This is a genomic window from Streptomyces sp. NPDC022552 (genome assembly GCF_055561875.1).
In genome coordinates this window covers 293,202-313,918 of sequence record NZ_JBVHGJ010000010.1, presented here as the reverse complement: position 1 = coordinate 313,918, position 20,717 = coordinate 293,202, and the positions used below count along the sequence as shown (strand labels likewise).

The 20,717-nt window shown below is 72.0% G+C and carries 14 protein-coding genes and 1 riboswitch; of the genes, 5 read left to right on the top strand and 9 right to left on the bottom strand.

Going from position 1 to position 20,717, the window contains the following annotated elements; translation table 11 throughout:
* Positions 1-207: 207 nt before the first annotated feature.
* From metE to ACZ3OF_RS25660, 3 genes are all read right to left on the bottom strand, one after another.
* On the bottom strand, positions 208-2,532 hold the full coding sequence (gene metE, locus ACZ3OF_RS25670) for a 5-methyltetrahydropteroyltriglutamate--homocysteine S-methyltransferase (protein ID WP_467307010.1): 2,325 nt from the start codon (positions 2,530-2,532) through the stop codon (positions 208-210).
* Positions 2,533-2,692: 160 nt separating this feature from the next.
* Positions 2,693-2,909: riboswitch (cobalamin riboswitch) on the bottom strand.
* Between the two features lie 111 nt (positions 2,910-3,020).
* Positions 3,021-4,562 carry a hypothetical protein gene (locus ACZ3OF_RS25665; protein WP_361673861.1) on the bottom strand — a complete coding sequence of 514 codons (1,542 nt, stop codon included), beginning with the start codon at positions 4,560-4,562 and terminating at the stop codon, positions 3,021-3,023.
* Positions 4,559-6,556 carry a hypothetical protein gene (locus ACZ3OF_RS25660; RefSeq protein ID WP_467307008.1) on the bottom strand — a complete coding sequence of 666 codons (1,998 nt, stop codon included), beginning with the start codon at positions 6,554-6,556 and terminating at the stop codon, positions 4,559-4,561. Before ACZ3OF_RS25660 ends, ACZ3OF_RS25665 begins: the two co-directional genes overlap by 4 nt.
* Before the next feature lie 423 nt (positions 6,557-6,979).
* Between ACZ3OF_RS25660 and ACZ3OF_RS25655 the strand changes: the two genes are divergently transcribed.
* From ACZ3OF_RS25655 to ACZ3OF_RS25645, 3 genes are read left to right on the top strand one after another with little or no spacing between them, the layout of a single operon-like run.
* Positions 6,980-7,603 carry a flavodoxin family protein gene (locus ACZ3OF_RS25655; protein WP_361673865.1) on the top strand — a complete coding sequence of 208 codons (624 nt, stop codon included), beginning with the start codon at positions 6,980-6,982 and terminating at the stop codon, positions 7,601-7,603.
* 38 nt (positions 7,604-7,641) lie between these two features.
* The gene (locus tag ACZ3OF_RS25650; protein ID WP_361673867.1) at positions 7,642-8,598 is read left to right on the top strand and encodes a TIGR03557 family F420-dependent LLM class oxidoreductase; all 957 of its coding nucleotides are present in this window, start codon (positions 7,642-7,644) and stop codon (positions 8,596-8,598) included.
* A 15-nt stretch (positions 8,599-8,613) separates the two neighbouring features.
* Complete coding sequence (locus ACZ3OF_RS25645; RefSeq protein ID WP_361673869.1) at positions 8,614-10,431, top strand: thiamine pyrophosphate-requiring protein; 1,818 nt, start codon at positions 8,614-8,616, stop codon at positions 10,429-10,431.
* A gap of 79 nt (positions 10,432-10,510) precedes the next feature.
* Here ACZ3OF_RS25645 and ACZ3OF_RS25640 read toward each other — a convergent pair whose 3' ends face one another.
* Together ACZ3OF_RS25640 and ACZ3OF_RS25635 are read right to left on the bottom strand one after the other, a co-directional pair.
* Positions 10,511-10,753, bottom strand: a complete 243-nt coding sequence (locus tag ACZ3OF_RS25640; protein ID WP_361673871.1) for a DUF6480 family protein — start codon at positions 10,751-10,753, stop codon at positions 10,511-10,513.
* A 79-nt stretch (positions 10,754-10,832) separates the two neighbouring features.
* Positions 10,833-11,297: a DUF5709 domain-containing protein gene (locus tag ACZ3OF_RS25635; RefSeq protein ID WP_467307003.1), complete on the bottom strand. Its 465-nt coding sequence runs from the start codon at positions 11,295-11,297 to the stop codon at positions 10,833-10,835.
* Between the two features lie 262 nt (positions 11,298-11,559).
* Between ACZ3OF_RS25635 and ACZ3OF_RS25630 the strand changes: the two genes are divergently transcribed.
* Positions 11,560-11,979: a TOBE domain-containing protein gene (locus ACZ3OF_RS25630; RefSeq protein ID WP_361673875.1), complete on the top strand. Its 420-nt coding sequence runs from the start codon at positions 11,560-11,562 to the stop codon at positions 11,977-11,979.
* 234 nt (positions 11,980-12,213) lie between these two features.
* Complete coding sequence (locus ACZ3OF_RS25625; protein WP_467307000.1) at positions 12,214-14,181, top strand: Ig-like domain-containing protein; 1,968 nt, start codon at positions 12,214-12,216, stop codon at positions 14,179-14,181.
* Between the two features lie 98 nt (positions 14,182-14,279).
* Here ACZ3OF_RS25625 and meaB read toward each other — a convergent pair whose 3' ends face one another.
* The 4 genes from meaB to ACZ3OF_RS25605 form a co-directional block, all read right to left on the bottom strand.
* Positions 14,280-15,281 carry a methylmalonyl Co-A mutase-associated GTPase MeaB gene (gene meaB, locus ACZ3OF_RS25620; RefSeq protein ID WP_467306998.1) on the bottom strand — a complete coding sequence of 334 codons (1,002 nt, stop codon included), beginning with the start codon at positions 15,279-15,281 and terminating at the stop codon, positions 14,280-14,282.
* Entirely contained in the window at positions 15,278-17,452 is a 2,175-nt protein-coding gene (gene scpA / locus ACZ3OF_RS25615; protein ID WP_467306996.1) for a methylmalonyl-CoA mutase, read from the bottom strand. Before scpA ends, meaB begins: the two co-directional genes overlap by 4 nt.
* Positions 17,452-19,260, bottom strand: a complete 1,809-nt coding sequence (locus ACZ3OF_RS25610) for a methylmalonyl-CoA mutase subunit beta (RefSeq protein ID WP_361673885.1) — start codon at positions 19,258-19,260, stop codon at positions 17,452-17,454. Before ACZ3OF_RS25610 ends, scpA begins: the two co-directional genes overlap by 1 nt.
* 96 nt (positions 19,261-19,356) lie before the next feature.
* Positions 19,357-20,682 carry a nicotinate phosphoribosyltransferase gene (locus tag ACZ3OF_RS25605; RefSeq protein ID WP_467306994.1) on the bottom strand — a complete coding sequence of 442 codons (1,326 nt, stop codon included), beginning with the start codon at positions 20,680-20,682 and terminating at the stop codon, positions 19,357-19,359.
* Between the last annotated feature and the right edge of the window lie 35 nt (positions 20,683-20,717).

Below are 20,717 nucleotides of genomic sequence, written 5' to 3'. Positions count from 1 at the left end.
AACCCGCAGCACGACCGGACGAAGGCGTTCCTGTCCAAGGTGCTGTAGTCCGGAGGTCGGGAAGGGGCGGTACGGGATTCCGTACCGCCCCTTCCCCGTACGCGGTACGAACTCCGCTACCGTCGCCGGGATGTCGAAGCCTGACCCACGTATGCCCGGTGAGGGCCGGGTCGGGAGCGGACAGCGCCCGACCCGGCCCCTCGCGGTTCAGGAGCGCCCGGCGGCCAGTTCGGCGCGGACCTCGCGGGCGGCCGCGACGAGGTTCTCCAGCGAGGCGCGGGTCTCGGGCCAGCCGCGGGTCTTCAGGCCGCAGTCGGGGTTCACCCACAGCCTGTCGGCCGGGATGGCCTCAAGGCCCTTGCGCAGGAGAGCCGAGGCCTCCTCCACGCCGGGCACGCGCGGGGAGTGGATGTCCCAGACACCGGGCCCGGCCTCCCGGGGGTAGCCGTGCGCGGCCAGTTCATTGGCCACCTGCATGTGCGAGCGGGCGGCCTCCAGGCTGATGACGTCGGCGTCGAGGTCGTCGATCGCCTGGACGATGTCGCCGAACTCCGCGTAGCACATGTGCGTGTGGATCTGGGTGTCCGGCCGTACGCCGGCGGTGGTGAGCCGGAAGGCCTCCGTCGCCCACGCCAGATAGGCGGCGTGGTCGGCGGCCCGCAGCGGCAGGGTCTCGCGAAGGGCCGGTTCGTCGACCTGGATGACGGACACGCCTGCCGCTTCGAGGTCCTCGACCTCGTCGCGCAGGGCGAGCGCCACCTGCCGCGCCGTCTCGCAGAGCGGCTGGTCGTCCCGTACGAAGGACCAGGCGAGCATGGTGACCGGGCCGGTCAGCATGCCCTTGACCGGCTTCGTGGTCTGCGACCGGGCGTACGTCGTCCAGCGCACCGTCATCGGCTCGGGGCGGGAGATGTCCCCGGCCAGAACCGGGGGCCGGACGTAACGGGTGCCGTACGACTGCACCCAGCCGTGCTGGGTGGCGAGGTAGCCGGTCAGCTGCTCCGCGAAGTACTGCACCATGTCGTTGCGCTCGGCCTCGCCGTGCACCAGCACGTCGATCCCCGCCTTCTCCTGGAAGGCGAGGACCTCGCGGATCTCGTCCTTGATCCGCTCCTCGTACCCGGTGGCGTCGATCCGGCCGGCCCGCAGCTCGGCCCGAGCGGTACGCAACTCGGCCGTCTGCGGGAACGACCCGATGGTCGTCGTCGGCAGCAGGGGAAGGCGCAGATGGGCGCGCTGCGCGGCGGCTCGCTCCGGGTACGGCTGCGAGCGACGCCCGTCGGCGTCGGTGACGGCGGCGGTACGGGCCCGCACGGCGGGATCGCTGGTCAGGGCGGACCCGGCCCGCGAGGCCAGGTCGGCGCGGTTCGCCGCGAGTTCGGCCGCGACGGCGTCCGTGCCCTGCCCGAGTCCTCGTGCCAGCACGGCGATCTCCGCCGTCTTCTGGCGGGCGAAGGCGAGCCAGCGGGCGACCTGCGGATCGAGGTCCCGTTCGGCGGTGGCGTCCAGCGGTACGTGCAGCAGGGAGCAGGAGGCGGCGACGTCCACCTGGTCGGCGAGGCCGAGGAGCGTGCCGAGAACGGCCAGGGACTTCTTGAGGTCGTTGATCCAGATGTTGCGGCCGTCGACGACGCCCGCGACCAGGCGCCTGCCGGGCAGGCCGCCGACGGAGGCGAGGTCGGCGAGGTTTGCGGCGCCCGACTCGGTGAAGTCGAGGGCCAGTCCGTCGACCGGAGTCTTGGCCAGGACGCCCAGCGCGTCGCCGAGCCGCCCGAAGTAGGAGGCGACGAGCAGCTTCGGCCGGTCGGTGGCGGTGCCCAGGTCGCGGTAGGCGCGGGCGGCGGCGTTCAGCTCGGCCGGGGTGCGGTCCTGGACCAGCGCGGGCTCGTCGAGCTGGACCCACTCGGCGCCGGCCTCGCGGAGGTCGGCGAGCACCTCGGCGTACACCGGCAGCAGGCGGTCCAGCAGAGTCAGCGGTGCGAAGTCCGCGGCCACGCCCGGCGCGGGTTTGGCCAGCAGCAGGTACGTGACGGGACCCACCAGGACCGGGCGGGCGGTGTGACCGAGCGCCAGGGCCTCCTTCAGCTCGGCGACCTGCTTGCCCGAGTCGGCGGAGAATACGGTGTCAGGCCCGAGTTCCGGGACCAGGTAGTGGTAGTTCGTGTCGAACCACTTGGTCATCTCCAGCGGGGCGACGTCCTGGGTGCCCCGGGCCATCGCGAAGTAGCCGTCCAGCGCGTCGGCCTCGACGGCGGCGCGGTGCCGCTCGGGGACGGCGCCCACCATGACGGTGGTGTCGAGGACATGGTCGTAGTACGAGAAGTCACCGGTCGGCACCTCGTGGATGCCGGCATCGGCCAGGTGCCGCCAGTTCGAACGGCGGAGGCCGGCCGCGGTCTCCCGGAGGGCGTCGACGCCGACGCGGCCCCTCCAGTAGCCCTCGACGGCCTTCTTCAGTTCGCGGTGCTGCCCCTGCCGGGGATAGCCGTACACGGTGGCTCGTGCTGCCGCGGCTGCGGACTTCGGTGTCACGGAACTCTCCTTCGCGAGATGTGTCCTTGAACGCCCCGGTGACGGGACGCGGACGCGAAGGAACGCACGACCGGGCGGACCACGTCGCGGTCGTGCCGCACGTGCCGCTCGAGATACGCCGACCCGCCCACGAGGTCACCGGGATCACCGCACGCGAACGATCGCGTACGGGCAACGGGCAGGTCTTCGGACTCGCGGGCACGTCTGCCGAGGCAGACACCTACTGGCCGTCGCTTCCCAGACCCGTACGGGCCCAGTGCGTATGACGGCGGTCGTTCCCGCTCACCGCTGCGGGGCAGTCCCGGATTCCCACCGGGTTCCCTCTTACGACGCATCCCGCCTGGTGGACGGGGCGAACCAGCTGCAAGGGCCACCTTAGGCGGACGGACGGCGAAACCGCACACCCCTGCCCGCATTCCGGAACGTTCCGCAACGCGCCGGGCCGCCTCTCCTCCCGCATCCCGGCGCGGTGCGGCGGCCCGGCCGGGTCAGCCGCGGCTCGCGGTGCAGTCCGACGGGGTGGGGCGGCCGGTCGGCCAGGCGAGGCCGACGAAGCGGATGCGGCCGGGTGCGTCGGGCGCGAGTTCCACCACGGAGACCGCCTTGTTGTACGGGTTGCCGTAGTTGTCCAGGCAGATCCAGCCGCTGGCGCCGTCGACCTTGCCCATCCCGTGCAGCCGCAGCCACGAGTCGCTGATACGGCTCAGGGTGGGGATCACCGGGTCCGCGTCGTCGCGCATCCGGATGGCGGTGACCGCGGTGAGACCGGCGTCGTAGAACGTGATCGTCCGCGAGTCGGTGAGCTCCACCGGGCCGATGTCTCCGACCTCCTTGCTGGTCGCCAGCTCGGCCAGGGTGCGGAAGGCGGCCGCGGAGCCGCCCGTGGCGGGCGCCTTGGGGCCGCTCCAGGCGTCGGGGTGGGCGACGGCGGCGTACTGGAGCGTCACACCCTTGCGGAAGGCGGTCCAGTCGAGGAGCTTGTCCGAGGAGAGGGTGGAGGCCCCGGAGCCGGTGATGATCGTGTACTTCTTCTCGGTGCAGCCCCGGTTGCCCAGTTCGTTGACGAACTGCCTTAGCTGGACGGGCCGTCCGGCGAAGTAGATGACCTTGGCCGCCGAGGTGCAGATGGTGTCGACCATCTGGTCGAAGGCGTTGGCGGTCGTGCCCTCCTCGTGGAACTCCTCGGGCGCGCGGTACTGCTCGGGCGCGCGGGGCGATCCGGCGGTCCGCTCGGCGAAGGCCCGCTTGAGCGCGTCGACGTAGTTGTCGCCGGTGCGGATGTCCTCGACGACCAGGGTGTGCTTGGGGTCGATGCCCTCGTTGAAGTGGGACAGGGCCCTGGCCTGGTCGGTGGTGGTGGGGACGACCCGGGCGAGGCCCGGGTACGCGTCGGGCCTCTGGGCGCTGTTGCCCGAGTCGTCGGCCGTGATGGGACCGCCGACGACGGGAATGCCGCGCTCACGGGTGAGATAGCCGATGGCGGCCTGGGTGGTGGCGGTGGAGACGTCGAAGCCGATCACGGCCCGGAGGTTGTCGGTCGTCGACTCCGACATGGTGCCGAGCTGTTCGGCGACGGGCCGCCAATGCGCGTGACTGCGACCGGGGTTGGCGAGCAGTAGCCGTATCGCCGGCTTCTTGCTGTTGGAGTCGTGGTTGGCGCGGTACTGAGCCAGGTAGGCGCCCTGCACCTCGTGGAGCGTCTTCTGCTGCTCGAAGGCCTGCGCCGGCGCCATCGGCAGCATCACGGCGACGGAGACGTGCGGTTCGCCCTTGATCCGGTCGTTCTCCGCCTTGATCCGCGCGCTGACCTCCCTGAGGTTGTCCGCGAAGACGAAACTGCCGTCGGTGACGCCCGTGCACTCCCGGGAGCCCTCGGGGCCTCGTTCCTCGATGCCCTTGCCGCAGGCCGGATCCGGCCCGAGGACGACGATGCCGGCCCATACGGCGGCGCCGAGCACGGCCAGGGCGACGACGAGGGCGGCCGCCTTGGTGAGCGGTCCGCCGGGGAGTCTTGCGATGAACGACGTCATGACGCGGCACCTTCCTGGACGGGCAGGTCGGGAGCCTGTACTCCGGCCCGCAGACGGGCAGGCCAGGCGGCGGACGCCTCGCGGTAGGCGGCGTGCGCGGCCTTGTTGCCGTACAGCGTCTCCAGCGCGATGCGGACGGTGGTCAGCGCGTCCTCGCGCGGCGCGAGGGTGAGCGGATCGGAGAGCCGCCACAGCAGCGGCACCAGGGAGGCGATCGCGTCGTGGTGCGGTCCGGAAAGATCGCTGCGGCAGGCGGTGCACGACAGGAAGGGGCTGCCGGCCGGGGGCTCGTAGCCCTCGCGCGGGTGGGGCGCCGAGCAGACGAGATTGAGCGTGGTCAGCCATGCGCCGGGCGGGGCGACGGTGAACCGGTGGTGCAGGACGCCGACCACCTCGTCGACCCGGCCCAGCGCCATCGTGTGGTGCAGATACGTGTCGCCGCGCGGGTCGCACAGGGAGCGCAGCCGGAGCTGGGTGTCGCGCCAGCGCTCGTGGGAGACGGTGGCGGCGAACCGGTGCCGCAGCAGCAGATCGAGGGCACGGTCGCCGTCGAGAAAGGAACGGGTCCGGTACTCGTCGGCCTCACGCACCCGTACGGCGACCAGCTCCTCGGAGTGGTCCTCGGGATGGGAGTACGTCCACAGCCCGCGCCGGGTGCCCGCGTCGGCCGCGGCGGAGAGCAGCACCAGGCGCTCGCGTAACACCGGATCGGGCAGCAGCTTCGCGAGGAGCGCGGGCGCGGCGGCGTCGAGGAGTTCCCCGCCTCGTATCGTGCCCACCTCCTCGACGCGGCGCACGGCCGCGTCCGCCAGGGTGCGGGCGCCGGCCGCGCGGCCGCCGCTGTAGCGGGCGACGACGCGGGGGAGATGGTCGGGGTAGTCGACGGAGCTGAGCATCTCCGCGATGTGGGCCGGTTCGATGTCGGGGATGCTCAGGACCAGCGGCCGCGCCGACGGAACGGCGTCACCGCCGACCTCGCTCAGCGGCGGGTGCGCGTGTCCCCTGCCGAGCAGCGTGGCGAGCGCCACGGGCCGGGTCGGGGCCTTGCCCGGCGCCTCGCCGTGTGCGGGGTTTCCGGCGTCTAGCAGGTCGAGGAAGACCCGTCCGACGTCGGTGTGGGCGTTGTCCAGAAGCAGCAGCGGGCGTGGCTTCCTGTTGAGCCTGCGCAGGGCGCCGTAGTTGGCGTCGATGTCGTCGAGGAGCGCGGCGACGAGGTGCTCCTCGGCGGCGCGTCTGCGGTCGTCGAGCCGGCGGAAGCCACGGACGAACTGGAAGAGCCGCTGCAGCGAGTCGCCCTGATAGCCCTGGGAGCGGTGCAGCCGGGCGCCCCACCAGGCGAGCGCGCCCTTGTCCGGCTCGCTCCGCACGAGCTGCGCCCGGGCGGTGTCGAGGACGATCCCGGCGATGGTGTCGAGGCCGGGGACGGCGGACAGGACCAGCGGGAGGTTGTCCGTGACGACGTCGAACCAGCGGCCGAGGCTCTCCCTGCGGCGCCGTACGTCGGGGTCCTCGGCGGTGATGAGGGTACGCAGATCGGCCTCCGCCCGGCGCAGATCGGGCGGCCGTACGTCGGTCTCGTCACTGTTCAGCGGGCGCCAGGCGGTGACGACGAGGAGGCCGAGCGACAGCCGCGGGAAGGCCATCGGCTTTCCGAAGTGCCGTACGTCCAGGCCGAGTTTGTACGCGAGGAGGTACAACAGGTGCGTGATGCGGGAGGCGTTGGGTACGTCGTCGTCACCGTCGGCCACGCCGGGCTCGCCGAAACCCGCTGCCCCGAGGTCGACCCGGGCGAGCGGCACCCGGCCGTTGTACGCGTCATGGACGGCGCCGAGGAGGGCGGTCTTGCCGCTGCCCCGTCCGCCGACGATCCGTACGACGGGCGCGCCCCGGGGATAGGCGAAGGGGACGAGGTACCCGTCCTTGTGATGCAGCCCCACCAGTCGCGGGACGAACCCCTCCTGCAGGGCCTGCTGACCGTACAACCTCCCGCCCATGGCGCTACCGCCTCCCCCTGTCAGCCGCGCGTCAAGAGATCAACTGGTCGTGCACAAAGGGAACTTACCCGAGATGCGCCTGTTCGGCAGTGGGGTTGTGGGCGACCAGTGGGGGGAATCGGCGCACGGCGCGAGCGTGCCGCCGCGGCGTCCGGTTCCGGGTGCCGGGGCGACGCCGGTGCCGACATCCCGCCGGTCGTTTCCCGGGTGCTCTCCGGCTCGGTGGCTCCTCATGGGCCGCGCCGACCCGACGCGCGTCACAGAGGCGCCACGCCGTACGGAGGCGCGCAGAACGGGTCGCCGCCGCGCGGGCCACGTACGTCCGGCTACCCGCTTCGGCCGCTTTGATGCGGACGAGCGCGAACGTGCGAAGACGCCGGTCCGGGAGCGGTAAGTGCCGGCCCGCTGGGTAGCCGCCGCCGTATGGAAGCCAACGAGACCACCCCGCTGAGCGCCGTCGCGCTCGTCTGCACCCTGTCCCCGTCCCCGGCGCCGTCCAGCTCACAGCTGCTGGCCGAGCAGACCATGGCCGCGCTCGCCGGGCACGGGGTCATCGGAAAGGTGATCCGCATCGCCGACCACGACGTCAAGCCGGGCGTGCAGGTGGACATGGGCGACGGTGACGCGTGGCGGGACATCCGGCGCGCCGTGATGAACGCGGACATCCTCATCCTGTCGACGCCGATCTGGCTCGGCCACCCCTCCAGCATCGCCCAGCGCGTCCAGGAACGGCTCGACGCCGAGCTCGGGGAGAGCGACGACGAGGGCCGCATGCTCACCTACGGCAAGGTCGCCGGTGTCTGCGTGGTCGGCAACGAGGACGGCGCCCACAAGGTCGCTGCCGATCTCTTCCAGGGCCTGAACGACGTCGGATTCACCCTCCCCGCGAACGCGGTCACCTACTGGGTCGGCGAGGCCATGCAGGGCACCGACTACCAGGACCTCGACAAGGTCCCCGAGAAGACGGCGGCCACCACCGCCACCCTGGCGGCCAACGCCGCGCACCTCGCTCGCCGCCTCAAGGGCGCGGAGTACCCGCCGAGCTGACGCGCTCCGCCGCCGGACGCAGATGAAAGGAGCGGACCATGACGGAGTTCGGTTACTTCCTCGCCTGCGAGGAATTCACCCCCGCCCAGCTGCTGGACCAGGCACAGAGCGCCGCGGACGCCGGCTTCACCCGGCTCGCGATCTCCGACCACTACCACCCGTGGAACGACGCCCAGGGCAGCAGCCCCTTCGTGTGGTCGATGATCGGCGCCCTGTCGCAGAAGGTCCCGATGCCGGTCACCACCCTGGTCACCTGCCCCACCGTCCGTATGCATCCGGCCGTCACCGCACAGGCCGCGGCCACCTCCGGCGTCCTGCTCGACGGCGACTTCACCTTCGGGGTGGGCACCGGTGAGGCGCTCAACGAACACGTACTGGGCGATCGCTGGCCTCGCCACGAGGAGCGGGCCGACATGCTGGAAGAGGCCGTCGAGGTGATGCGCAAGCTCTTCACCGGTGACCTCGTCAGCCACCAGGGCCGGCACTACACCGTCGACAACGCGCGCCTCTACACCGTCCCCGGCGTTCCGCCCCCGGTCTACGTCTCCGCGTTCGGCCCGAAGGCCGCCGCGCTGGCCGGACGTGTCGGCGACGGCCTCGTCCTCATGACGCCCGACGCGGAACTGATCGAGGCGTTCCGCGAGGCCGGCGGCGCGGACAAGCCGGTCATCGGCGGGCTGAAGGTCTGCTGGGACACCGAGCGCGAGAGGGCCGTCGACACCGTCCGCCGCCTGTGGTTCAGCGAGATGCTGCCCGGCGAACTCGCACAGATCCTGCCGACACCCACTCATTTCGAGCAGGCCGGCGAACTGGTCACCCGCGACCAGGTGTCCGAGAGCGTCCCGTGCGGGAACGACGCGGACGAGCACATCGCGGCGATCCGCGCCTACGTGGACGCGGGCTTCGACGAGGTCTACGTCGGACAGATCGGCCCCGACCAGCAGTCCTTCTTCGCCGACTACCCCAAGACCGTCCTGTCGGCGTTCACCTCCTGACGAGAGGAAGCACCCGTGTCCACCAAGGTGTCCGACCACGTCCTCCAGCGCCTGCGCGAGTGGGGCGTGGACCACGTCTTCGCCTACGCCGGTGACGGCATCAACGGTCTTCTCGCGGCCTGGGGCCGCGCCGACGACAAGCCCCGGTTCGTCCAGTCGCGCCACGAGGAGATGTCCGCGTTCCAGGCTGTGGGGTACGCCAAGTTCTCGGGCAAGGTCGGCGTCTGCGCGGCCACTTCGGGCCCGGGAGCGATCCACCTCCTCAACGGGCTCTACGACGCGAAGCTCGATCACGTTCCGGTGGTGGCGATCGTGGGCCAGACCGACCGCAGCGCCATGGGAGGGTCGTACCAGCAGGAAGTCGACCTGCTGAGCCTGTACAAGGACGTCGCCTCCGCGTTCTGCGAGATGGTGACCGTCCCGGAGCAGCTGCCGAACGTCATCGACCGCGCCATCCGGACCGCGTACGCCATGCGGACCGTCACCGCGGTCGTCATCCCCGCCGATGTGCAGGAACTCGACTACTCCCCGCCGACGCACGCGTTCAAGATGGTGCCCTCCAGCCTCGGCACATCGGCCTACGCCGCCGTTCCGGCCGAGAGCGAGATCGCGCGCGCGGCCGAGGTGCTCGACGCCGGCGAGAAGCCGGCCGTCCTGATCGGACAGGGAGCGCGCGGCGCCCGCCAGGAGGTCGAAGAACTCGCGGACGTCCTGGGCGCGGGTGTGGCGAAGGCTCTGCTCGGCAAGGACGTACTCCCGGACGATCTGCCCTATGTGACCGGCTCGATCGGGCTGCTCGGCACCCGGCCCTCCTACGAGATGATGCGGGACTGCGACACCCTGCTCGTGGTGGGCTCCAGCTTCCCGTACACGCAGTTCCTGCCCGAGCTGGACCAGGCCCGCGCCGTACAGATCGACATCGATCCCTTCATGATCGGGCTGCGCTACCCCTTCGAGGTGAACCTGGTCGGAGACGCGAAGACGACGCTCAGGGCCCTCCTGCCTCGGCTGAAGCGGAAGAAGCACGGGGGATGGCGCAAGAAGATCGAGAAGGAGACCGCTCGCTGGTGGGAGGTCATGGAGCGCAGGGCCGCCGTGGACGCCGACCCCATCAACCCCGAGTACGTGGTCCACACCCTCGACGCCCTGCTGCCGGACGACGTGATCCTGGCCGCCGACTCCGGTTCCGCGGCCAACTGGTACGCCCGCCACCTGCGGATGCGTGGCGCGATGCGCGGCTCGCTGTCCGGCACGCTCGCCACGATGGGCCCCGCGGTCCCCTACGCGATCGGCGCCAAGTTCGCCCATCCCGGCCGGCCTGCCCTCGCGCTCGTCGGCGACGGCGCGATGCAGATGAACGGGATGGCCGAACTGATCACCGCCGCCAAGTACAGCTCCTCGTGGCAGGACCCGAGGCTGATCGTGGCGGTGCTGAACAACCAGGACCTCAACCAGGTCACCTGGGAGATGCGGGCGCTGACCGGAGCGCCGCAGTTCCTGCCCTCACAGGCTCTCCCCGACGTGCCGTACGCGGACTTCGCCCGCTCCATCGGCCTCGGCGGGGTCCGTGTCGAGAAGCCCGAGGAGGTGGAAGCCGCCTGGCGGCAGGCCCTGGCGGCCGACCGGCCCTTCGTCATCGACTTCCGCACCGATCCCGCGGTGCCGCCGATCCCTCCGCACGCGAGCCTCGACCAGATCGAGGCCGCCGCCACGGCGGTCATCCAGGGCGACAGCGATCGGATCGGCATGATCAGGCAGGGGCTGAAGGCGAAGGTCCAGGAGATGCTGCCCGGCCGCCGCCACCGCGACGACGACGGGCCGGACGCCGAGTAGACACCGCCGGCACGGCGCCCGCGTACGGGGTACGCGGGCGCCCGCGTCGGCGGGCGCCGCGGGTTCCGGGTCCTCCTGGTCAGAGCGCGAGCACGATGGCGTAGACGAGGAAGAAGAGGGCGACCAAAACGGCCACTGCCACGATGATCACCAACGGGCCGCGGCCCCAGCCGGCCTTGAGCGGCCGATAGGGTCCGGCGCCCGTGCCGGTACTGGCCTCTCCCGGGGGAGTCTCCCCGGGCGGCACCCCGCCGCCCGGTTCCAGCCCTGGTGTCGTGCGGGGGTCGGGGTCCGGGTTGCTTTCCTGGTATTTGTCGGTCATATCGGGCGGGTCCCCGCCGCGGGCAGGACCATGCCTGACCGGCGCCGCGGGTTCACCGTCAGGGGCCGGGGGTGGCGGGTCAGGCGCCGTCGATGCCCGTCTCCTCGTGGACCGCGGCCTCCTCCGCCGAGGACATGCCGTCGTCGGGGCCGACGTCCTCGGCCACGATCGTGGTCGTACCGCCTCCGGAGGGCACGGCGAGGCGGCCGGCGCGTGACAGGCCCGACTCCGCGTCGACGGGCTCTCCCTCGCCGTCCTGAAGGTCGCCGATACCGTCGCCCCCCGGGGCCTCGACGTCCGGGTTCTCCTGGGCGAGGCGGTCGTCGAGGGACTCGCCCTCGCGCTGTTCCCGTACGGTCGTGCCGTGCCGAGTCACGCCCCGGGGGAGATCGGGTGGGGAGTAGCCGGGCTCACCCATGTCTTCCGTGGCCGGTGTGCCGAGCGCGTTGTCCGGGTCGAGCTCGCCGTCCGGGTGGTCGGCGCTGTCCGTGCTCGCGGGCTGGTAGACGTCGTCTCCGCGGGAGGTGGGCTGGTTCTCGGACATGGTCCGGATCTCCTCTCGGTGGGGTCGTGCCCCGCCCCGCCCAGGGCCGACGATCGGCCGTCCTCGCCCCCGTCTCCGTTGCTGATCGACATCCTCAGAATATCCCCGGCAACGCCGACAGGGCGGATCCTGACCCGCCCCCGCCTGCCCGCGGCTGCCCACCTCATGCTCCTGCCGCGTCCCCGGAATGGATCGTCGGCCGGGGCTACAGTGCCGGAGAGGCGTGCATAAGCCGCTCATCCGGACATTTGGGGTAGAACTCATGAGTCTGAGCATGCGAAACCAGCTCCCCGGCACCGTCACATCGGTCACCACCGGTGAGGCCATGGCCACCGTCAAGGTTCGCCTGGACGGCGGCCAGAACGTCACCGCCGCCATCACGGCCGATGCCGTCGAGGACCTCCGCCTCGGCGAAGGCGCCGCGGTGCGCATCCTGGTGAAGTCCACCGAAGTGGCCCTGGCAACCGGCCCCGTGGACGGACTGAGCATCCGCAACCAGATCCCCGGCACCGTGAGCGAGGTATCGACCGGTGCTGCCATGGCCAGCGTCAAGGTGGCCGTCGAAGGCGGCATTCTCACCGCCGCCATCACGAAGGACGCCGTCGCGGACATCGGCCTCGCGGCCGGCTCCTCGGTCGTGGCGCTCATCAAGTCCACCGAGATCTCCCTCGCCAACGCCTGACCGCGGTCGCGGTCGACCGAACGGCACGTCGACCTTGCATATGTCAGGTCTAAGTCTCCAAACACCTCATACATGCGGACCACTTCGGCTGCTACGGTACGCAGCTGCCGCCCACCGCACTGGGCTGCGTCCTGCGGAGATCCCAGGAGATGGATCCCATGCACGCTGTCGTCCACCCGCCGGCCCCGACGCACGGCCAGGGCCCTCGCCCTCGTGGCAGGAGCGGCCCTCTCCGTGACCGTCCCGTCCGCCGCGTACGCCAATTCCGTCGGGGTCACGGTCCACACCCCCGGTGCCACCGCCGGCCCCGCGTCCACGTTCGCCGAGATCACCACCGACGCCGCCTGCTCCAGCGGCCTGATCTCCGGCGGCGGTATCAGCCAGACCATCGGCACCGGCCTCCTCCAACGGCACAAGATCAACGGCACCGTCCCCAGCCCCGACGGAACCACCGAGTACCTCGGCTCCACCGGCGTCGTCGGCACCGATGTCACCCACTGGCTCGGCATCGACGCCAGCGGCCTCACGGTCACCGTCCGGCACACCTCGGTGAGCGGTCCCACCGCCGCCACCACCGGACAGACGGCCACCGTCGGCTGCGGCGAGGGCGACGGCACCCTCGTCAGCGGCGGCGCGGCGATCAGCGGCGGCAGCCTCACGAGTACCGAGGGGAGCTGCCGCCGCCGGTGTGGGCGTCGGCAAGAACTGACACATGAACACACTCCGCCCCACGCCGACCGCTGCCCTCGCCCTGGTCGGCGCCGCTGCCCTCATCGCCGTCGGCACGCTCCACCCGCCCACCGCGACAGCCGCCATCGCCCACGTTGCCGCGGCCGAACCCGGCTGTGGCACGACGGGCGTCCCCACCACCGGTGCCGGAGCCGGGTGCACCTGGACCGCGCCCGGTACCGACACCTTCACCGTCCCGGCCGGAGTCAGCTCCGTGACCGTGGACCTGTTCGGCGCGGAGGGCGGCAGCGCCGCCGGCCACGTCACCCCCAACCCGCCCGCGTCCGGGGCCCCCGGGGCGCCGGCGGCCACACCCGCGCCACCCTCGCCGTCACCCCCGGCGAGGTGCTCCAGCTCACCGTGGGCGCCGCCGACACACCCGGCAGCTCAAGGCGAGGCGAGTACGCCCGACCGGGCGGGTACGGCCACGGCGCCGGCGGAGGCGCGACCTCGACCTCCCACGGCACCGGCAGCCCCAACTCCCGTCTCGGCGGCCCCGGCGCGCCCGGCGGCGACACCGACCCCAACACCGGACTGCCCAATCCGGGCAGCGGCGGCGCCGGCGGCAACGGAGGGCGTGGCGGCAACGGTGGCGGTGGCGGGGGCGGCGGCTGGTTCGGCGGCGGTGGCGGTTCCGGGGGAGGCAACCCCGACAACCTGCCGGGCGCCGGTGGAGGCGGCGGCAGCGGCCACGCCGATCCCACCACCACCGGTGCGAGCCTGACGTCCGGCGTCCACCGTGGCGACGGCCGGGCCGCCCTCACCTGGCGGTACGACACGAGCCTCGCCCTCACCGCGGACACCACCACCCCGCTGTACGGGCGTTCCACGACCGTCACCGCCACGGTCACGTCCCCCGCCGGCTCCACCCCGAGCGGCAGCGTCGCGTTCCTCGACGGCGACGCTCCGCTCGGCACCGTGCCGCTCGCGGACGGGCGGGCCGTGCTCCGTACGCCGGTCCTGCGGCCGGGAAGCCACGCGCTCACCGCCCGGTACGAAGGCGACCCGTCGCGCCACGCGAGCGGCACGCCCGAACCGGTCGCCGTCACCGTCGGGTTCAGCCGTCCATGCCTGACCGGACGCCACGTGGGCCCGTTGACGGTGCGCGCGGGGGAGTCGCTCTGTCTCGCGGCGGGAGCGCAGCAGTACGGCCCCGTACGGATGGAGCCCGGCGCCGCCCTGGCGGCCTCGAACGCCGTCCCCACCGGAGGGCTCTCCGCCGACGGCGCTCTCGCGCTGTCCCTGTGCGGTGTGCGCGTCACCGGACCGCTGACCGTGCGCGGGACGACAGGACCGCTCGTCCTGTGCGAAGGCGGCTCGGTCACGGGCCCGGTCACCTTCGAGTCCAACACGGGCGGCATCACTCTGGCCGACACCACCATCACCGGCCCGTTGAGGTGCGAGGGCAACACCCCCGCCCCCGAGACGACGGGCATCACCGTGCGCGGACCCCGCCACGGCCAATGGCGCTGATCCCGGCGGCCCGATCGAGGTGAACGCCGAAGCGGGCCGGGGATGCATGTCCCCGGCCCGCTTCCGGCCTCATGAAGCTCCGCGACGCCCCGTCTGTGTCAGATCCCGTCCGGGTCCGTCGCGCCCGGCTCCTCGAATGCGCGGAGCAGCCGTTCGGCGGCCACCGTCGCCGTCAACCCGCCTTCCTTGACCTGCTGTTCGAGCGACGGGGTCAGCGCCCGCACGGCGGGGTGCGCGTGCAGGCGCCCCAGCAGCTCCTCCCGGACCATCGTCCAGGTCCAGTCGACCTGCTGGTCGCGGCGGCGGGCGGCGAGACGGCCCGTGGAGTCGAGGAGCGTACGGTGCTGTTCGAGGCGCTCCCAGACCGTGTCGAGACCGGTCGACTCGCGGGCGCTGCAGTGCAGCACGGGAGGCGTCCAGGCGGCGTCCGCGCCGTGCATCAGCCGCAGCGCACCCGACAGCTCACGAGCCGCCGCGCGGGCGTCCCGCTCGTGCGGACCGTCCGCCTTGTTGACGGCGACCACGTCCGCCAGCTCCAGGACACCCTTCTTGATGCCCTGCAACTGGTCTCCCGTCCGCGCGAGCGTGAGCAGCAGGAACGAGTCGACCATGTTGGCCACGGCCGTCTCGGACTGGCCCACGCCGACCGTCTCGACGAGGACCACGTCGTAGCCGGCGGCCTCCATCACGATGATCGACTCGCGCGTCGCCTTGGCGACCCCGCCCAGCGTCCCCGCCGTCGGGGACGGCCGTACGAACGCCGCCGGGTCGACGGCGAGCCGCTCCATCCGCGTCTTGTCGCCCAGGATGGAGCCGCCCGTCCGGCTCGACGACGGGTCGACGGCCAGCACCGCGACCCGGTGACCGAGACCGGTCAGCATCGTGCCGAACGCGTCGATGAACGTCGACTTCCCGACCCCCGGCACGCCGCTGATCCCGATGCGCCGCGCCTTCCCGCTGTGCGGCAGCAGCTCGGTCAGCAACTCCTGTGCCAGCAGACGGTGTTGAGGGCGGGTGGACTCGACGAGCGTGATCGCGCGGGCCACGATCGCCCGCTTCCCGCCGAGCACACCCTTCACATACGCGTCCCGGTCGATCACAACTCGTGCCCCAGGCCGTCCGAAAGCCGCCGCACCAGGTCGTACGCCGCGTCCGGGATCACCGTCCCGGGCGGGAACACGGCCGCCGCGCCCATCTCCAGCAGGGTCGGCACGTCCTGCGGCGGGATCACCCCACCGACGACGATCATGATGTCCTCGCGCCCCTCCGCGGCGAGCTCCTCGCGGAGCGCCGGTACGAGGGTGAGGTGCCCGGCGGCCAGCGACGACACCCCGACGATGTGCACGTCCGCCTCGACGGCCTGCCGCGCGACCTCGGCGGGCGTCTGGAACAGCGGGCCGACGTCCACGTCGAAGCCCAGGTCGGCGAAGGCGGTGGCGATCACCTTCTGGCCGCGGTCGTGGCCGTCCTGGCCCATCTTGGCGACCAGGATGCGGGGGCGGCGGCCCTCGGCCTCGGCGAAGGCGTCCACGAGGGTACGGGTGCGTTCGACGGACGGGGACTCGCCGGCTTCGTTGCGGTACACGCCGGAGATCGTACGGATCTGGCTCGCGTGCCGCCCGTACACCTTCTCCAGTGCGTCCGAGATCTCACCCACGGTCGCCTTGGCGCGGGCCGCGCGCACGGCGAGCTCCAGCAGGTTGCCCTCACCGCCCGCGGCGCGGGTCAGCGCGTCGAGGGCGTCCCGGCACGCGGTCTCGTCCCGCTCCTCGCGCAGCCGCCGCAGCTTGGCGATCTGCTGGGCGCGTACCGAGGAGTTGTCGACCTTGAGCACGTCGATCTGCTCGTCGGAGTCGACCCGGTACTTGTTGACGCCGATCACGGGCTGCCGCCCGGAGTCGATACGGGCCTGCGTACGGGCCGCGGCCTCCTCGATGCGCAGCTTCGGGATGCCCGCGTCGATGGCCTTGGCCATGCCGCCCGCCGCCTCGACCTCCTGGATGTGCTGCCAGGCCCGGCGCGCCAGGTCGTACGTCAGCTTCTCCACATAGGCGCTGCCGCCCCACGGGTCGATCACACGCGTCGTGCCCGACTCCTGCTGGATGAGCAGCTGCGTGTTGCGGGCGATGCGCGCCGAGAAGTCGGTCGGCAGGGCGAGCGCCTCGTCGAGGGCGTTCGTGTGCAGCGACTGGGTGTGGCCCTGCGTGGCCGCCATCGCCTCCACGCACGTACGCGTGACGTTGTTGAAGACGTCCTGCGCGGTGAGCGACCAGCCCGAGGTCTGCGAATGGGTGCGCAGCGAGAGGGACTTGGCGTTCTGCGGATCGAACTGCTTGACCAGCTTGGCCCACAGCAGCCGGGCCGCCCGCATCTTGGCGATCTCCATGAAGAAGTTCATGCCGATGGCCCAGAAGAAGGAGAGCCGGGGCGCGAAAGCGTCCACGTCCAGGCCCGCTTCCCGCCCCGCCCGGATGTACTCCACACCGTCGGCGAGCGTGTACGCGAGCTCCAGGTCGGCCGTCGCGCCCGCCTCCTGGATGTGGTACCCGGAGATGGAGATCGAGTTGTAGCGCGGCATCCGCTGCGAGGTGTACGCGAAGATGTCGGAGATGATCCGCATCGACGGCTTCGGCGGATAGATGTACGTGTTGCGGACCATGAACTCCTTGAGGATGTCGTTCTGGATGGTCCCCGCGAGCTTCTCCGGCGGTACGCCCTGCTCCTCGGCCGCCACGATGTACAGCGCGAGCACGGGAAGCACGGCGCCGTTCATCGTCATCGACACGGTCATCCTGTCCAGGGGGATGCCGTCGAAGAGCTGCCGCATGTCGTAGATCGAGTCGATCGCCACACCCGCCATGCCGACGTCACCGGTCACGCGCGGATGGTCGCTGTCGTAACCGCGGTGCGTGGGCAGGTCGAAGGCGACCGACAGACCCTTCTGACCGGCCGCCAGGTTGCGCCGGTAGAAGGCGTTGGACTCCTCGGCGGTGGAGAAGCCGGCGTACTGACGGATCGTCCAGGGCTGGTTGACGTACATCGTCGGGTACGGTCCGCGCAGATACGGCGCCATGCCCGGATACGTCTCCAGGAAGTCCAGGCCCTCCAGGTCCTGCCCGGTGTAGAGCGGCTTGACGGCGATGCCCTCCGGGGTCTCCCAGAGCAGGTCGTCACCCCCGGCGGCCTTCTTGACGGCCGACCGCCATTCGTCGGCGCCGGCCGCGGCGGTCGGAGTCCCCAGACCGATCGCGGAGAAATCGGGGATGGACATCAGGACACTCCCATGCGGTCGAGCGTGGCGGAGAGTACGGCGACGGCGTCGCAGCCGGCGAAGACGTAGGAGTCGACACCGGCGTGTGCGGCGGGCCGTCCGGCGAGGAAGACATGGCGGGCGCCCAGCGACCCGAGCTCCTCGGCCCGGGCCTCGGCCTGCTCCTCGTACAGCGCGTCGCTGGAGCAGAGGCAGGCCTCGCTCGCCCCGCTCTCCTCGAACGTGCCCTCCATGACGGGCTCGATTCCGCCCGCCTGGAAGAGGTTGGCGGCGAACGTGGCCCGCGCCGTGTGCGCCGCGGCGGGGCCGAGCGTGGCCAGGAAGATCCGGGGCCGGGCCCCGGTCGCGGCGAGGTGGGCGTCGGAACGCGCGCGCAGCGCCTCGAACGCGTCGTCGCGACGCACCCGCGGCAGACCGCCCGCCGGCTGCTCCGGCGCCGGCTCGCGCACGACGGGCTTCTCGGTCAGATGCGGGAACTCGCTGACACCGGTGATGGGTTCGCGCCGCTTGGCGAGCTTCGCGCTGCGCGCCTCCCAGGTGGCCGCGAGCTCCTGCCCGAGACGGCCCGAGCGCAGGGCCTCGGCCTGACCGCCCGTCCGCTCGATGCCCTGGAAGAACTCCCATCCCGCCTCGGCCAGTTCGTCCGTCAGCCGCTCCACGTACCAGGAACCGCCCGCCGGGTCGATCACCCGGGACAGATGCGACTCCTCGATGAGGATCGTCGAGGTGTTACGGGCGATACGGCGGGCGAACGCGTCCGGCAGACCGAGCGCGTGGTCGAACGGCAGCACGGTGACGGACTCGGCCCCCCCGACACCGGCGGCCAGCGTGGCGACGGTCGCGCGCAGCATGTTCACCCACGGGTCGCGACGCGTCATCATCACCGACGACGTCACCGCGTGCTGCGTCTGCGCGCCCGCGGCGCTCGCTCCGCACACCTCGGCGACCCGCGCCCACAGTCTGCGCGCGGCCCGCAGTTTGGCGATCGTGAGGAACTGGTCGGCGGTGGCCGCGTACCGGAACTCGAGCTGCCCGCAGGCCTGTTCGACGCTGAGCCCCGCCTCGGTCAGCTGCCGCAGATACGCGACTCCGGTCGCCAGCGAGCACCCCAGCTCCTGCGCGGCCGAACCTCCGGCCTCGTGGTACGGCAGCGCGTCGACGGTCAGCGCCCGCAGGCCCGGGTACTCCTCGGCACACCGCCGCGCGAGGCCGGCGACCGGCGCGAACTCGAACGACCGGCCCGTACGCGCCTCGAAACCGAGCGGATCGGCGCCCAGGCTGCCGCGCGCGGCCTCCTTCGCGACACCCCGCTCCTCGTACAGCCGCAGCAACTCCCGCGCGGCGTCCTCGACCTCGCACCCCGCGTCGAGGGCGACCGGCGCCAGGTCGAGGTACACACCGTCCAGGACCTGACCGAGCGACGACACGGGGATACCGCCCTCGCCGACGGCCAGCCAGAGCGAGGTGACACCGTTCTCCAGGTCGGTCAGCACCGCACCGCCGTCGGCGGTGGTGTGGCGTTGCCGCACGTCCCAGCCGCCCAGCGTGTTCCCCTCGGCGCGGCCGGACCGCACGAAGGGCGCGAAGCCGGGGAAGCCGGGATCGGCCGCGGTGTCACCGGCCGCGTAGAGGGGACGGACGCGCAGTCCGTCCTCCAGGGTCGTCGTCAGGGCGTCCTCGGCCGCCGCGCCCTCCACGTCCTTGCCCGACTTGCTCAGCACGCCTGCCACAAGGCGCTGCCACTGCTCACGGGTTGCGTCGGAGAATTCGGCGGCGAGGCTGAGCCCGTCGTCGGGAAGGACTGTCATGCTCGGATGTTAGGCCAGGTAAACAAAGGGGCAGCAGGGCACACGGCTGTGACCTTGCCCTCTCCCGGAAACCTTGAAGCGCAGGTCGCTTCCGGTCTAGGAGCGCGACCGCGCCTCGATCCGGTGCCGGACGACGGTCGTCAGCACCCCCAGGCGCGTCGACATGGCCGGGACGGGGGCCACGGGGTCCTCGATCCGACGCGCCGGCTCCGGAAGCAGCGCGAGGTCGGCCTCGAAACGGGCGCGCGCCGCACCCAGCGTGTCCGGCGGCTCCGTCCGCAGCCCACCGCGCATCACCGTCCGCAGCAAGGGCTCCGTACCCGCCGGCGGCTCCTCGTTCGCCAGGCCGAGGACGTCCCGGAGACCGGGGCCCCGGAACACCTGCTTCGGACCCGGCGCCGTCGTCTTCCCCGGCGAGAACTTCATGACCGGCGTGCCGTCGTACTCGACCAGCTTGTACGCCGCGTCCAGATACGGAGCGTCCGCCGCCACGCCCACCCGCGTCCCCACCGCGAAGACGTCGATCGGCGCCCCGTCCCGTACGAGCCCGGCGATCGCGTACTCGTCGAGACCGCCGCTCGCGATGATCCCGACGTCCCGGAGCCCCGCCGCGTCCAGCGTGGCGCGAGCCCGGCGGGCGAGCGCGCCCAGGTCACCGCTGTCGAGACGGACCGCGCACCCCGGGCCGCGCTCCAGCTCGGCCAGGACGCGCGCGGCCGTCTCGACCCCACGGTCGGTGTCGTACGTGTCGACGACGAACGTGACCGGGCCGGGGTGGGAGCGGGCGAACGCCCGGAAGGCCGCCTCCTCGGAAGGGAACGCCTGGACGTACGAGTGGGCCATCGTGCCCGAGCCGGGAATGCCGTACCGGACCGCGGCGGCGACGTTGCTGGTGCCGGCGAAGCCGACCAGCGCGCCGAGCCGGGCCGCCTGCGTACCGGCCGCCGGTCCGTGGCTCCGGCGCAGCGAGAAGTCGACCAGGGGCCGTCCGCCGGCCGCGAGCACGCACCGCGCCGCTTTGGACGCGACCGTCGTCTGATGGCAGAGCAGGGAGAGCAGGTACGTCTCCACGAGCTGGGCCTGCGGCAGCGGCGCGGTGACCTCGACGAGAGGCTCGCCCGCGAAGACGAGCCGCCCTTCCGGGACGGCACGGACCTGCCCGTCGAAGGACAGGCCGTGCAGCGGTTCGAGCGCCTCGACGGGCCACCCGAGGACTTCGGCGAACTCCCGCACGTCCGCCCGGCCGATCCGGAAGCGGGAGAGGTGCTCGAGGACCGGTTCGAGACCGGCGGCGACGAGGAACCCGCGGCCCGGCGGGAGCTCGCGGACGAAGAGGCTGAACGTGGCAGGCGCCCGCATGCCCTCCCGTAGATACGAGAGCGCCATCGTGACCTCGTACAGGTCGGTGGTGGTCACCTGCATGCTTCGATCATGCGCGGCCGTCCGGCGCCCCGCAC

Excerpts from the sequence above, each read along its gene's own strand:
- ACZ3OF_RS25665 (WP_361673861.1), bottom strand. The coding sequence starts at position 4,562 with ATGACGTCGTTCATCGCAAGACTCCCCGGCGGACCGCTCACCAAGGCG.
- ACZ3OF_RS25660 (WP_467307008.1), bottom strand. The coding sequence starts at position 6,556 with ATGGGCGGGAGGTTGTACGGTCAGCAGGCCCTGCAGGAGGGGTTCGTC.
- ACZ3OF_RS25655 (WP_361673865.1), top strand. The coding sequence starts at position 6,980 with ATGGAAGCCAACGAGACCACCCCGCTGAGCGCCGTCGCGCTCGTCTGC.
- ACZ3OF_RS25650 (WP_361673867.1), top strand. The coding sequence starts at position 7,642 with ATGACGGAGTTCGGTTACTTCCTCGCCTGCGAGGAATTCACCCCCGCC.
- ACZ3OF_RS25640 (WP_361673871.1), bottom strand. The coding sequence starts at position 10,753 with ATGACCGACAAATACCAGGAAAGCAACCCGGACCCCGACCCCCGCACG.
- ACZ3OF_RS25635 (WP_467307003.1), bottom strand. The coding sequence starts at position 11,297 with ATGTCCGAGAACCAGCCCACCTCCCGCGGAGACGACGTCTACCAGCCC.
- ACZ3OF_RS25630 (WP_361673875.1), top strand. The coding sequence starts at position 11,560 with ATGAGTCTGAGCATGCGAAACCAGCTCCCCGGCACCGTCACATCGGTC.
- scpA (WP_467306996.1), bottom strand. The coding sequence starts at position 17,452 with ATGTCCATCCCCGATTTCTCCGCGATCGGTCTGGGGACTCCGACCGCC.
- ACZ3OF_RS25610 (WP_361673885.1), bottom strand. The coding sequence starts at position 19,260 with ATGACAGTCCTTCCCGACGACGGGCTCAGCCTCGCCGCCGAATTCTCC.
- ACZ3OF_RS25605 (WP_467306994.1), bottom strand. The coding sequence starts at position 20,682 with ATGCAGGTGACCACCACCGACCTGTACGAGGTCACGATGGCGCTCTCG.